Source organism: Cohnella boryungensis (assembly GCF_042651945.1).
In the GTDB taxonomy this organism is placed as follows: Bacteria; Bacillota; Bacilli; order Paenibacillales; family Paenibacillaceae; genus Cohnella; species Cohnella boryungensis.
The window spans coordinates 1-14,207 of the sequence record NZ_JBHSED010000066.1; the positions used below are offsets into that span (position 1 = coordinate 1).

Annotated in this window: 12 protein-coding genes; 9 read left to right on the plus strand and 3 right to left on the minus strand. The window is 53.2% G+C overall.

All coding sequences use genetic code 11. The annotated features are described in order from the left end of the window. Nucleotides 1–108: 108 nt before the first annotated feature. The 3 genes from ACFO1S_RS25500 to ACFO1S_RS25510 all read left to right on the plus strand — a co-directional run bounded on the left by ACFO1S_RS25500 (nt 109) and on the right by ACFO1S_RS25510 (nt 2,041). The gene (locus ACFO1S_RS25500; RefSeq protein ID WP_204604478.1) at nt 109–849 is read left to right on the plus strand and encodes a zinc ribbon domain-containing protein; all 741 of its coding nucleotides are present in this window, start codon (nt 109–111) and stop codon (nt 847–849) included. Between the two features lie 212 nt (nt 850–1,061). Next, nucleotides 1,062–1,457, plus strand: coding sequence for a DUF6232 family protein (locus ACFO1S_RS25505; protein WP_204604477.1), 396 nt, complete (start codon nt 1,062–1,064; stop codon nt 1,455–1,457). A 131-nt stretch (nt 1,458–1,588) separates the two neighbouring features. Continuing rightward, nucleotides 1,589–2,041, plus strand: a complete 453-nt coding sequence (locus tag ACFO1S_RS25510; protein WP_204604476.1) for a GNAT family N-acetyltransferase — start codon at nt 1,589–1,591, stop codon at nt 2,039–2,041. 146 nt (nt 2,042–2,187) lie between these two features. Here the strand turns inward: ACFO1S_RS25510 and ACFO1S_RS25515 are convergent, their stop codons facing one another. The 3 genes from ACFO1S_RS25515 to ACFO1S_RS25525 all read right to left on the minus strand — a co-directional run bounded on the left by ACFO1S_RS25515 (nt 2,188) and on the right by ACFO1S_RS25525 (nt 4,580). Beyond that, nucleotides 2,188–3,204: an LLM class flavin-dependent oxidoreductase gene (locus tag ACFO1S_RS25515; protein WP_204604475.1), complete on the minus strand. Its 1,017-nt coding sequence runs from the start codon at nt 3,202–3,204 to the stop codon at nt 2,188–2,190. Between the two features lie 29 nt (nt 3,205–3,233). Beyond that, a complete protein-coding gene (locus ACFO1S_RS25520; RefSeq protein WP_204604474.1) occupies nt 3,234–3,671 on the minus strand; it encodes a MarR family winged helix-turn-helix transcriptional regulator in 438 nt (145 codons plus the stop codon). Nucleotides 3,672–3,752: 81 nt separating this feature from the next. Beyond that, on the minus strand, nt 3,753–4,580 hold the full coding sequence (locus tag ACFO1S_RS25525) for an AraC family transcriptional regulator (RefSeq protein ID WP_204604473.1): 828 nt from the start codon (nt 4,578–4,580) through the stop codon (nt 3,753–3,755). Nucleotides 4,581–4,695: 115 nt separating this feature from the next. On the opposite strand from ACFO1S_RS25525, the gene lacZ reads away from it, so the two are divergent. The 6 genes from lacZ to ACFO1S_RS25555 form a co-directional block, all read left to right on the plus strand. Beyond that, nucleotides 4,696–7,821 (plus strand): beta-galactosidase, LacZ type, encoded by a 3,126-nt coding sequence (gene lacZ / locus ACFO1S_RS25530; RefSeq protein WP_378127814.1) that lies wholly within the window; start codon nt 4,696–4,698, stop codon nt 7,819–7,821. 50 nt (nt 7,822–7,871) lie between these two features. Then, nucleotides 7,872–10,061, plus strand: a complete 2,190-nt coding sequence (locus tag ACFO1S_RS25535; RefSeq protein WP_204604472.1) for an alpha-galactosidase — start codon at nt 7,872–7,874, stop codon at nt 10,059–10,061. An 85-nt stretch (nt 10,062–10,146) separates the two neighbouring features. After that, a complete protein-coding gene (locus tag ACFO1S_RS25540) occupies nt 10,147–10,386 on the plus strand; it encodes a DUF3892 domain-containing protein (protein WP_204604471.1) in 240 nt (79 codons plus the stop codon). A gap of 177 nt (nt 10,387–10,563) precedes the next feature. Next, nucleotides 10,564–11,640 carry a fibronectin type III domain-containing protein gene (locus tag ACFO1S_RS25545; protein WP_204604470.1) on the plus strand — a complete coding sequence of 359 codons (1,077 nt, stop codon included), beginning with the start codon at nt 10,564–10,566 and terminating at the stop codon, nt 11,638–11,640. Nucleotide 11,641: 1 nt separating this feature from the next. Further along, nucleotides 11,642–13,537 carry a fibronectin type III domain-containing protein gene (locus tag ACFO1S_RS25550; protein ID WP_204604469.1) on the plus strand — a complete coding sequence of 632 codons (1,896 nt, stop codon included), beginning with the start codon at nt 11,642–11,644 and terminating at the stop codon, nt 13,535–13,537. After that, the coding region (locus ACFO1S_RS25555; RefSeq protein WP_378127815.1) for a hypothetical protein at nt 13,528–14,207 on the plus strand (680 nt) is incomplete at its 3' end. The genes ACFO1S_RS25550 and ACFO1S_RS25555, both read left to right, overlap by 10 nt.

Here is a 14,207-nt window from a genome sequence, read left to right on the forward strand (position 1 = left end):
TTCAAGGAGCGATTCGCTGGAAATTTCAAAAGTTCCTTTCCAGCCCCTCGGGGACTGGAAACTGACTTAAAGATGCTTTCAAAAGATACTATACGAGGAGTGAGCGATATGGGACAAGAACAACTGCAATGCCAAAGCTGCGGAATGCCGATGCCCGGGGTCGATGTGCAAGGCACGGACGGCTCGGGCAATCCGGTAACGGATTATTGTATTTATTGCTACGAGAACGGGGCCTTCACCCAGCCTGATATCAAGGTGGAGGAGATGGTTGAATTCTGCGTCCCTTTCCTAGCGGAGCAGGGAGTGGAAGCGGATGCGGCAAGAAGGATGCTGTCGATGTCCTTGCCGAGCTTAAAGCGTTGGTCGACTCAGACTGAGCATCCGGCGTTCGAGCTTGTGCATCTGGACGAAATGAAGCTGATCGGCATCGAAGCGCGGACGACGAACCTGGCGGAGATGGGCGGCGAGGGCAAAATCGGCGGACTGTGGGAGAGCTATCAGAGCGAAGCCGTGCAGCGGCTGATGGCCGGAGCCTCGCGCGAAGGCGGAGACGTATACGGCTGTTATCTGGAGTACGAGAACGGAGCTATGGGCGAGTATACGATTCTGGTCGGCAAGCTCGCTGCGGAAGACGGGCAATATCCTTCCGGATTAAGCGTCAAAACCATTCCCGCCGCCAAATATGCCGTCTTCCAGACGGACGAAGGCCATCCCCATGAGGCTGTTGCGGCGGCGTGGCAGAGGATATGGAGATGGGCGGCTGCCGGAGAATACAAACGGACCTATTCCGGCGACTTCGAGAGGTACAGTCCGGAAGGTCAAGTCTTAATCTATATCGCGGTGCAATAGATCCTACCGTAGAAGACCGCTTGCGCAGCCGCGTTAGCGGTCTTCTTGAACGATCAGCACTCATTCGATCCCAGCTAATGGACGCGTGCCGGCACACCAAGGACGGCAAAGCCGCTGCTGCCTGTCGGAAGCGATATTTTTCGGGCGGTCCAGGTAGGTATTTCCGTAAAGGATGTCGAAATAACTTGTTGAACCCATCCTGAGGAGGAAATATGATGGACAACCCGGCTATTTTCAAAGACAGTCATTTCACGATTACGAAAGACATGTTCATCAGCGGCAATACGCGGTTCGCCATCAGCCACCTCTGCTCCATCAAGCTGATCAAAACCAAGCGGCAGATTCCATATACGCTTCTGGTCATCGAGCTTCTCTTGATTGCAGCCGGCCTGCTTTGGGATTTCCGTTTTCATGAGCTTGTGTCTTTGCTTGGAGTCGCGGGCCTGGTCGTGAATGCTCTGATCTACGCGCTTGTGAAACCGGTTCACAAATTGATCCTGACGTTCGCTTCGGGAGAGAAGGAAGTGATCGGGGCGAAGGACTATCCGTATTTGGAAGGGCTTGCGAATGCGTTCAGCCGCACCATTGGAGAGACGGACAGAAGATAAGTCCCGTGTCGCTGCCAAGTCCGCAAAAGAGGTTGAGCAGATGCGATAGCCGCTCAACCTTTTTTTTGTACGATCAGAAAGGATAAGATTCATAAGGCAGCCGAAAGAGTTACGATATAAAGGAGAAGAGTATGAATATCAATAAATTAAGCCCTGATGAGAACTACCCTATGAATCTTTTGCTGTTAGCCGATCCTTCTCAAAAGCTTGTTGAGGATTACATAAAAAGGGGAGAATGTTTCGTATCGGAAATTGAAAATCAAATCGTTGGAGTTTATGTCCTATTGCCAACAAGACCTGAAACAGTTGAACTGGTTAACATTGCGGTAACGGAGAGCATGCACGGCAAAGGTATTGGGAAGCAATTAGTCTTACATGCAATTGAAACAGCCAGGTCAAGAGGCTACAAGACCATAGAAATCGGTACAGGAAACTCGGGCATAGGGCAATTAGCGCTTTACCAAAAATGCGGCTTCAGAATTGTTGGCGTAGATATTGATTTCTTCATTAGACATTACTCAGAAGCAATTTATGAGAACGGTATACAGTGCAGGGATATGATTCGATTATCTAAGGAGTTATAGGGAAACATCTACTATAATTAGGTTAATCGTTATTGAACTATCTGGGAACTATAGTTCAAAGAAACAGCGACAGTCTAGGACTTTATTTTCTCGTCCTTGGCTGTCGCTGTTTCAATTGCTAGGGGGAGTCGAATACCAGCGCCGGTCTACCGCTGCAGCTTCGCTCCTGCCTCGGCGATCAGCTCGAACGATCTGAGGCGAGCCTGGTGATCGTAAATCTGGGAGGCAATAATCAGCTCGTCTGCCTGCGTTTCGTCCACAACGGCTTGCAGTCGCTGCCGAACCTGCTCCTGATCCCCTACGACGGCATAGCTGAACTGTCTGCTGAGAGCCGCTTCCTCGTATGGCGACCAGATGCCGTCCATGCTGTCGACCGGAGGAGGCAATTGCGCGAAGCGCCCCCGGATCATGTTCAGGAAGGCTTGCTGCTGGGAGGTGGCCAGCCGCTTGGCCTCCCGTTCCGTATCCGCTGCGGTTACGCTCACGCCGACCATCGCGCGGGGCTTGGACAGCACGGCCGAAGGACGGAAATTGGAGCGGTACAGCTCAAGGGCGGGAAGCAGATAGTCCGGCGCGAAATGACTGGCGAATGCAAACGGCAAGCCCAGTTGCCCGGCCAGCTGAGCGCTGAAGCCGCTGGAGCCCAGCAGCCAGATCGGCACGCTCAGCCCTTCGCCCGGAATGGCACGGACCACGCCGTTCGTCTCGGCGGAGGCGGGATCGAAGAAAGCGCGAAGCTCGCTCAGCAGCGCCGGAAAATCCTCGCCGCCGGCGCCAAGGCCGCGACGCAGCACGCGGGATACCGCCTGATCGGAGCCTGGAGCGCGCCCCAGGCCGAGATCGATTCGGCCGGGATACAGCGATTCGAGCGTTCCGAATTGCTCGGCGATGACGAGCGGCGCGTGATTGGGCAGCATGATGCCTCCGGAGCCGACGCGGATCGTGGAAGTGCCTCCGGCGACGTGGCCGATCAATACGGATGTGGCGGCGCTCGCAATGCCGGGCATGCCGTGGTGTTCGGCCAGCCAGAAGCGATGATAGCCCCATTGCTCGGCATGCCGGGCGAGATCAAGCGAGTTGCGGAAGGAGACGGCGGGAGTGCTGCCCTCCGTAATCGAAGCAAGGTCCAGAACGGAGAGCGGGATGGAAGGGTTCGAATTCATAGGTGAACAGGGCCTCCTTGCAGACGGATCTATCCGTCGTTCATATTGTCGACAAGCTGTTGAAGGCAGCGGTTGAAGGATTCCAGGTCCTCGGCGCACAGGCGGTTTACTTTGGTCGCGCAGCTGAGCGCTTCGAAGCGCTCCAGCCTCGCCAAAGCTTCCCGGCCCTTGTCGGTCAGCCGGACGAGCGTCATGCGCTTGTCGCCGCAGGCCTCGTAAGTGGCGACGAACTGGCCCTGCTTGAGCCGTTCGATCATGCCGGTCATATTCTGCTTCGTCACCTGCGTATTCTGCCCCAGTTGCTTCAGGGAAAGATCTCCGGCTTCCAGCGCGGAAAGAATAAACCACTGATGAACGCTTGTCAGTCCGGCTTCGGCGGCAAGCTTCCGCCCGATTCGCTCAAGCAGGTTGGAGCAGCGGAAAAGGTTTATGACGATATGGCCATGCAGAGGGTGGTCTTTGTCCAACGCGTCTTCTCCATTAGTCAATTTGTTGACTATATCCTAGCGAATCGCCCCGCTCTTGTCAAATCGGACAGGCGCAAGGGTTCAGGGGCTGTATCCGAAGCTGCGGAAGTGCTCGGGGCTGACGCCCTCGATTTTCCGAAAGACGGAGCTGAAGTAGCTCGGGCTGTCAAAGCCGACGCGCACGGCGATGTCCTGCAGCTTCAAGGAAGGATCGTGGAACATCAGCTCCTTGCTCTTGTTGATGCGCTCCCGGTTAACGTACTCCATCGGACGCATCTTGAAGGTGCTCTTGAACAGCTGGCACAGATACTGGGGACTGACCCCGATGCACCCGGACAGCTCGCCGATCGTCATGGCGCGATGGCAATTTTCCTCGATGAACTGAATGACCGGCTGGAGCTTCAACGAGTTGTGAGCCGCCGACGGCGCGTTCATTCGCACCTTGCTGACGAGATCAAGCAGAAACGCGTACAGAAGCTTCGAGCATTCCATTCCGAGGAAGGGACGGCCGGTAAGCGACATGGCGTAGATCGTTTTCATATGAAGGATAATACTCTCTGGATCGGACAACGAATAGACGCCGGACCTTTCCATGCCCGCTTGCCTCATAAGCGAAGGCATCAGACTGCCGTTAAAGGCGATCCAGTGAACGCCCCATGGATGGGTCAACGGACGATAGGCGTGAGGCTCGTTGCTGTTCAGGAAGAAGCCTTGACCGGGCTTGACCAGTTGGGTGACCCCGCCGACGGCAAGCTCTCCCGTGCCGTCAATGGCTTGCAGCCATTGATAATCGGGAAACCCTTCAGGCCTGACGGTGCGTTCCTGATCCTCCCAGTGGCCAATGCTTGTCAAGTATAAGGGGAGCTGCGCATCAGATTCGGTAACGACGGGGAAGGAGGGCTGAACCATTAGAATAAACCTGCTTTCATATTTTTATAGAGATGTGAAAATATTGAGATAGGAATGGGATTCGAACGAAACTATAATACGAATATAGTTATATTATGATGGGGAGTGTGTTCATTTGTCCAATGTCAAATGGGTCTATACGCCGCCTGCCAACGGTTACCCGGAGTGGAACAATAATCCGGAGATTTTCGAGCTCAACCGCATGGACGCCCATGCGACGCTGATTACGCACGATTCCCTGGAAGAGGCGCTTGCAGGCGATCGCCAAGCGTCCCGCTCTTATGAATCCCTGAACGGAATCTGGAAATTCGCCTTCGCGGAAAATCCGGACAAGCGTATCCGCGACTTCTATGAACTGGGCTTCGACGACGCCGGCTGGGGCGAGATTTCCGTTCCCGGACACTGGCAGCTTCAAGGCTACGACTACCCGCAATATACGAACGTGAAGTATCCCTGGGTCGATACGGAGGCGCTGAAGCCGCCGTTCGCCCCCACGAAATACAATCCGGTCGGCTCTTACATCCGTACCTTCGAGGTGCCTCGGGAATGGCAAGGAAAGCCGGTGTATATCAGCTTTCAGGGTGTGGAATCGGCCTTCTACGTCTGGTTGAACGGAGAACTGGTCGGCTATAGCGAGGATACGTTCACGCCTGCGGAATTCGATCTGACGCCGTATTTGGTCGACGGGGAGAACAAGCTGGCGGTCGAGGTCTACCGCTGGTGCGACGCAAGCTGGCTGGAGGATCAGGATTTCTGGAGAATGAGCGGAATTTTTCGCGAGGTATATTTGTTCACGGCTCCCGTCGTGCAGCTATACGATTTTTTCGTGCACACCGAGCTGGACGATCACTATCGCGACGCCCGCTTGAGAATCGCGGCGACAATTCGCAACGCGCTCGGCGAGCCGCAGAGCGGACTGCACTTGGAAGGCCAGCTTTACGATTCGAGCAAAGCTGCCGTTCTGGATAAGCCCATGGAGGCGGCGCTCGCATGTGACGCGTTCGGCGAGACGAAGTCGGAAATATCGGCGCAGGTAATCAATCCGCTGAAGTGGAGCGCGGAGCGCCCAAACCTGTATACGCTGGTCTTGGCTCTGAAGGATGGCGAAGGTCGGGTGCTGCAATATGTGAGCTGCAAGGTCGGCTTCCGTAAGTTCGAGATCAAAGACGGATTGATGCAGATCAACGGCCGGAGAATCGAGTTCAAGGGCGTCAATCGGCATGAATTTTCTTGCGATACCGGGCGCGCGCTCGGCGAAGAGGATATGCTTCGGGACATTCTCCTCATGAAGACGCATAACATCAACGCCGTGCGGACCTCGCATTATCCGAACCATCCGAGATGGTACGAGCTGTGCGACGAGTACGGGCTGTACGTGATCGACGAAACGAATCTGGAAACGCACGGCTCCTGGGAATACGGACAGGTGGAGGAAGGGGATACCGTTCCGGGCAGCAAGCCGGAGTGGCGAAGCAATGTGATTGACCGCTGCAACTCAATGCTGCAGCGGGACAAGAATCACCCGTCTATCCTGATCTGGTCGTTGGGCAACGAAGCGTGGGGCGGAGATAATTTCCTGCACATGCACGATCATCTGCGCGCCAACGATCCGTCGCGCGTCATCCATTACGAAGGGATATTCCATCGCCGGGAATCGGAGCGCGCATCCGACGTCGAAAGCCAGATGTACTCCAGGCCACGGGAAATCGAAGCCTACGCCTTGAGCAGGCCTGCTCCGACGAAGCCCTTCATTCTGTGCGAGTACAGCCATGCGATGGGCAATTCCTGCGGCGGTCTGCACGAGTATACGAAGCTCTTCGAGAAGTATCCGATACTGCAGGGAGGATTCATCTGGGATTGGGTCGACCAGGCCATTCGGGTACAGGATGCAGACGGCTCGCGGCGAATGGCATATGGCGGAGATTTCGGAGAGTCGCCGCATGACGGCAACTTCTGCGGGAACGGCCTTATATTCGCCGATCGCAGCGTGTCGCCCAAGCTTTACGAGACCAAAAAGTGCTATCAGAACGTCCGCTTTGCGGCCGACAATCTGGCGGAAGGACGTTTTCTCGCGCATAACCGTTTTCTGTTCACGAACCTGAACGCATTTTCCCTCGTTTGGACGATCGAGAATCGAGGCGTTCCTGTAAGCGGCGGAACGCTGGACATCGAATCGGCCCCTGGCGAATCGGCCAACCTCGACCTTTCCGCAGCATATCCTGTCCGGGCCGAAGGAGACGATGAATTCGTCCTTACCTTCAGTCTTCGGCTCAAGGAAAGCGTCGCATGGGCGGACGCCGGACACGAGATTGCCTTCGAGCAATTCATCCTGCCGATCGTGCCCGCCGTACAAACCTCGTTCATGCCCCAGGCGCATGCGCCGATTCGCTGCTCGGCGGATGGCGCAAGCTGGACGGCTGTCGGAGAAGGCTTCGCAATTCGATTCGATACGGCAACCGGCGACCTCGCATCCTACGAAGCGCAAGGGAAAGAGCTGCTGAAGCGGGGGCTGGCCCCCAACTTCTGGAGAGCGTATACGGATAATGACCGCGGCAACGGGCATCATGAGCGTTGCGGAGTATGGCGCGAAGCGGGGGAGAAGCGCAAGCTGGTGAAATTTGAAGCTTATGAGATGCCTTCGGGGGCCGAGGTGATCGTGGATTACGCGCTGCCTACAAGTCCGGCTTCGTCCTGCCGGCTCGTCTATTCCATTCGCGGCAACGGAGAAGTTGCGGTTCGCCTGGATGTGAATCCCGGCAAGGGGCTTCCGGAAATTCCCGAAATCGGCATCCTGTTTGAAATGGACGAATCGTTCGACACGGTGTCCTGGTACGGCAACGGTCCGCACGAAAGCTACTGGGATCGGCAGGAGGGCATGCGATTGGGGCTCTACTCGGGCAAGGTCAGAGATCAAGGAGCCGCCTATTTGCGACCGCAGGAAACAGGCAACAAAACGGAGGTGCGCCGCGCCTCTCTGACGAATGCGGACGGCTTCGGTCTGCGGATCGCGGGCGCGCCTGTCTTTGAATTGAATGCCTATCCGTACGGCCCGTTGGAGCTGGAGCGCTATACGCATCAGCATCTGTTGCCGGAGCCCAGCAAAACCGTCGTGCGCGTCAATTATCGGCAGATGGGCGTCGGCGGCGATGACAGCTGGGGCGCTCTGGTGCATCCCGAATATACGCTTCTCGCAAACCGGACCTACAGCTATTCCTTTGTGATCGGCGCTCAAATCAGTTAAGCCGCTAATCTTGACCGAGGCTGCGGAATAAAGGGGGATAAAGACAAGCCATGAAGATCGACTACATTGAAGAGCATCGACTGTTTCATTTGCAGGGTCCGAATACAAGCTATATCATCCGCATCAATGAGCACGGAGTGCCTATGCACGCATACTGGGGGCGCAAGCTGGCGGAAGCGCCTGCGGAAGGGCTGTTCGTCTTCGAGGAACGGCCTTCGTTCAGCCCGAACCCGTACCCCGAGGATCGCACGATTTCGTTCGATACGCTTCCTCAGGAATATCCGGCCTACGGCACGGGAGATTTCCGTCATCCCGCTTATCAGGTGAGACTGGAAGACGGTACGACGATAACAGAGCTAGTCTGCGTGGAGCATCGGATTACAGCAGGCAAGCCGAAGCTGAAGGGATTGCCGTCCACCTATGCCGAAAACGACTCGGAGGCCCAGACGCTTGAGCTTGTGCTGCGGGACGGACAAACAGGCCTGGAGGTCGTTCTTTCCTACACCGTGTTCAAGGAGCATGACGCGCTCGCCCGCTCGGCCAGGCTGAACAATCTCGGCGCGGCGAAATTGCGGTTGCTTCGGGCGCTGAGCGGGAGCGTAGACTTCCGGCACGATCGCTTTCATCTGCTGCAGCTGTCCGGGGCATGGGCGAGGGAGAGAGATTTGTTCCGCCGTCCGCTCGTTCCGGGCATGCAGTCCGTGGAAAGCCGCCGGGGCTCAAGCAGCCATCAGCAAAATCCGTTCCTTGCCCTTGTAGCTCCGGGGACGGATGAGGATTGCGGCGATGCCTACGGATTTAACCTTGTCTACAGCGGCAGCTTCGTCGCTCAGGCGGAGGTAGATCACTACAGGACGACGCGGGTGTCGATCGGACTGAATCCTTTCGATTTCGAATGGTGCCTGGAATCCGGCGAGAGCTTCCAGACGCCTGAGGTTGTGATGGCCTATTCCCCGGACGGCATAGGGGGAATGTCGAGAATCTACCACCGGCTTTATCGCAGCAGGCTGTGCCGAGGCGCATACAGGGACCGCGAGCGTCCCGTGCTCGTGAACAATTGGGAAGCGACTTACTTTGATTTTAATGCCGACAAAATTGAAAGCATCGCAAAGGTCGGCCAGGAACTGGGAATCGAGCTCTTCGTACTGGACGACGGCTGGTTCGGCCATCGGGACAGCGATAACTCCTCTCTGGGCGATTGGACGGTGGACGCCCGCAAGCTGCCGGGAGGTCTTAAGGATCTGGCTTCCCGGGTGAACGCTCTGGACATGAAGTTCGGACTATGGTTCGAGCCGGAGATGGTGTCTCCGGACAGCGAGCTGTACCGGACGCATCCCGACTGGTGCCTGCACGTTCCGGGACGCCGCCGCACGGAAGCGCGCCAGCAGCTAGTGCTTGACCTGTCCCGCGAGGAGGTATGCGATTACCTGATCGAGGCGGTCGGCTCGGTGCTCCGTTCCGCGCCGATAACGTACGTCAAGTGGGATATGAACCGGAACATGACGGAGATCGGCTCTGCGCTGCTTCCCCCGGAGCGGCAGCGGGAAACGGCGCACCGCTACATGCTGGGGCTATATCGCGTGCTGGAGACGATCACGTCGGAATTTCCGGAAATTCTCTTCGAAAGCTGCTCGGGCGGCGGCGGCCGTTTCGACCCGGGCATGCTTCACTATATGCCGCAAACGTGGACAAGCGATAATTCGGATGCCATCAGCCGCCTACGCATCCAGTATGGAACGAGCCTGGCTTATCCGGTCAGCTCGATGGGCGCCCATGTATCGGCTGTGCCGAACCATCAAGTGGGACGAATGACTTCGTTAAAGACTCGGGGAGATGTCGCAATGTCGGGCAACTTCGGCTATGAGCTGGATTTGACCCAGATGAGCGAGGATGAAAAAACCGAGGTGAAAGCCCAGATTTCCCAATACAAGCAAATTCGCCACTTGGTGCAGTTCGGCGATTTCTATCGGCTGCGCAGTCCGTTTGAGGGCGGCGACGCCGCGTGGATGATGGTGGCGGAAGACGGCGGCGAGGCCTTTGCGGTCTATGTGCGGGAGCTGGCGGAGGCGAATTCTCCGATGGATTGGCTGAAACTCAGGGGACTTGAGGCGAAGGCCCGATACCGGGTAGAGGAGAGCGGCATCGTCTATGGAGGCGATCAGCTTATGTACGTCGGCCTTCCGATTCCGCGCGTGCGCGGCGATTTCCAGAGCTGCGTCTGGAGGCTTGTCCGCGTTTGAGCCGGATATTGTTCCGGCCGGAAAGCCGCGGAGGACGCATCTTTTCCCAAGTGCGGGGAAGACTACCTCATGGAGGTGGCTCAAGATGGAACAATTCCATGACAAGCAGCAAGTTGTCGCCGTCCGCAAGAACGGAGACGGCGATATCGTCGAGCTAAAGCTGTCCTCGGGCGAGGTCGTCGGCTACAAGGAAGCGCAGCAGATGGCGAAAAGCAATCAGATCGACAATGTGAACGTGTTCAAGGGACGGGACGGAGACGAGCATCTGCGCTCGAATCCCGACGGCCGGGAGGACAACAACCTGGACAACCTGCCGACGTTCTAAGACGCAAGAGCGAGAAAACGCCCATGAGGCGATTCTCGCTCTTTTTTTGTGCGATGGAGGGAATTTACGGAAAAGATTATGGAACTAAATAACAACAATAATCGACATGACCTATTTAAGGTGTTAAATTATATATATGTTTAAATATGTAATTTAGAAATGTATATAGAAATTTCTATGAAAAAAGATAATTTGTTGTTGGAGGTAACAATGAGAGTTTCTATAATGGTGCGCAAATTCATTTTAGTAGTATTAAGTTTCAACTTACTTATCGGAAATGAAGTCCAAGCAGAATTCCTCCGGATTCAGCCTTCTTTAGCATATGCTAAGAAAGATGCAATAGTGCCCACGATTCAAAAAGATAAGGCTAAGGAAGACCCACAGCTCAGAACTATATCCGATGACGAAGCCAAGGAAGATTTACAAGCACCGACAGTACCAGGTAATTTAAGCTTGATATCTATAAAGGGTTCGAGCGCTCACATTAAATGGGAGGAATCTCATGATAATTCAGGTGTGAGAGCCTACGGAATATATATAGATTCTCAATACAAATATACTGTTAAATCTACATCATATGAATTAACAGGTTTGTTGGAAGGAAGTTCTTACACTGTTACTGTAGTAGCCGAAGATATTGCCGGTAACCAATCAAAACCAAGTGATCCGTTAGTAATAATTATGCCGATTGCACCAAACAGCGAATCGGTCAACATTGATAAAATCTCTCCAACTGCACCAACGGATATGGCATTTCAAAGCGTAACTTCAAGTACATATTCGTATACAGATCTAACGCCAAATACGAGTTATCAAATAAGTGTGCCCACGATCGATAACTCTGGAAATGAATCGGATCAAAGCGCATATCTGAATGCAGAATCTCAGTCTGTGATCGATTTGCCACCTCAGCCAGCTAACTTACGTGCGACCGCAATTAGCGACAATACAGCTTCATTTGCTTGGGAAATATCCGAAGCCGCAGCAAATTTGAGCTACGAAGTTTTTATTGGAAATCAGTTGATAGGAACGACGACGGAAAAGCAATATTCGGCAACAGGCTTAACACCCAGCAGCCTATATCATTTTCATATTATTGCTTTTGACGAGACGGGATCGAGATCATCCAAAAGCAATGATTTGGAAATCACAACTTTGCCTGATTCGACTCCGCCCACAGAACCCGCGAATTTAAGAACTGTACAAGTGACGGAGACGAAGGCTGGTTATTGCCTGGGAAGAGTCAATAGATAATGTGGCTATTTCGCAGTATGAGATATTTGAAGGTCAAGAGCTTATTGCTGCTGTATCTGGAGCAATGACTGAGTATGAAATTTCGGGCTTGGAGCCTAACCAGCAATATGAGGTTACAGTAAAGGCTGTCGATCTTGCCGGGTTACGTTCAAATCCGAGCATTTCTTTGACAATCTCAACGCTGGCAGATAACCAACCACCTTCTGCGCCAATCTTGGAAGTTACGGACAAAAAGCCGACTAGCGTTGTTCTGAACTGGACACCCTCTACCGACAACATAGGGATTTCCCGTTATGAAATTTATCAAAACTCGTCCTTGTCGGTCTCCGTCACAGAGAGCACGTATTCCTATCAAATGCAAGGACTTAATGAAGGTAAACAATATCAATTTGCAGTAAAGGCTTATGATAGTGCCGGAAATAGCACGTTAAGCAACACTGTAGACGTGTTTACTTCGCAATCGATAACTTCGACCAACTCGATAGAGATTACAAAGGCGGGCGGCAACTGGTTTTCGATTTATTTGCATGGCAATCGTACGTTAAGGCTTACAACGAGTAACAATGGCGGATATTACAACTCTTTATACTCGAATCCGAATACTTCGGTCTTAAAATCCTGGGCATCGGGAAATATAACCTATGAGCCTCCCAAATCTAGTGTGCATTATTTATATATTCAGAATTACTCCCCGACGGGTACAATGACGGTTACATCCGAGGATGGATCGGACTTTGACAACGCATATGCGTTGGAGATGGGAGCAACGGCTAACTCGGCGACGAACACGGCTCCTGCCAATGACAGTGTGTATTACAAAGTGAACTTAACAGCAGGAGTGAAATATAGCTTCGGGGCGACAGCCGGGACCGGGCTAGTCGTATATGACAGTTCGCAGACCCAAGTCGCAGGAAGCGAAACGCTGTCCGTCACGTTCACGGCCGCAACTAGCGGAATACACTATGTACAACTGAAGACGGGGCCGACAACAAACAGCTACACCTTGTTGTTTTCTTATCTCATGCCGGGGCCGCTTAGCGTTACGAAGACAGGCGAGACCTGGTATGCGGTAGATTTGAAGGCCAACCGTACGTTAAGGCTGACCACCAGCAACAATGGCGGGAATTACAATTATCTTCACAGGATGCCGCAGACCTCACACTTGTTGAACTGGACCACTGGGACGATGAGCTATACACCGACCAGCGGCGGGGTGTATTTCTTAAAGCTGCAGAACAACGCGCCAACGGGTACAATGACGGTCACATCCGAGGATGGATCGGACTTTGACAACGCATATGCGTTGGAGATGGGAGCCACGGCTAACTCGGCGACGAACACGGCTCCTGCCAATGACAGTGTGTACTATAAGATCTATCTAGTTGCTGGGAATAAATATAGTTTGGGCGCAGACCGAGGCTCCGAGATAAATGTTTATGACAGTTCGAAAACAATAGTAGCAGCCGGCACACCATCTGCTTTTTATTTTGTACCAGCTAGAACTGGTTTGTATTATATTCATCTGCTTACAAGTTCTTTAAGTGGAAGTTATACACTTAAATACGAGAATGAAGGGCTTGCGGATACGATTGATGGATCTTTTTTTGACAAAGCCTATCCGATCGATTTATCAAATAGAGATGTACAACGATCAAACTATTCTTTATTAGCGAAACAAAGTTTATTCTTTCGAATTGATTTGTCTTCGGAAGAGGCATTAGCTGTTAAAGCAGAAGGAGCCGATGAATTAGTTGTATATGATGGGGATTATAATCCCATTAAAACCAGTATGGTGCCAAGGCTGGTATATAAAGCTGAAGCTGCCGGCACATATTATGTTTCAATTAAGCAAGGAAACGTAAACGGATCAATAAACGTATTTTTTCTTTGGCTTTAGCCAATCCCGGACCGCAGCAGGTCAAGTCGGGTTATTATGCAATAGACTTGAAGGCCGATCGGACGGTTGTATTCACGAGTCCGAGTGTTAACGGGTACAATACATCTTTATACGTATATCACGATCTAGGGAAATCCCCTGAAGCCTATGGGCCCTACTCCAAACTGGAATACATACCGACGCTAAGCGATCAGTATTATTTGAATGTTTCAGCCAATAGCGAGCGGACGATGACCTCGGCGGACGGGTCCGACTTTGCCAATGCCTACCCGCTGGGGATCGAGGATAGAGCAGTGCACAAGTCCAGCTATTCGATTCCTGCCAATGCCTATGCGTATTACAAAGTCAGCTTGCAGGCGGGAGAAGCGATCGGACTGAAGACGCTGAGCCCGGTGGGTATCGCCGTGCTTTCAAGCGATCAAGCCGTGTTGGCGGAGAGCGCCTCGAAATCGATCATGTTCCAGGCGGAAAGCGCCGGGACTTATTACGTGAGGATTCAGCAAGGCGGCGAGACTGGAAAAGTTACAGTATGGTCAGCGCTAGGATATCTCAATCCCGGACCGCAGCAGGTCAAGTCGGGTTATTATGCAATAGACTTGAAGGCCGATCGGACGGTTGTATTCACGAGTCCGAGTGTTAACGGGTACAATACATCTTTATACGTATATCA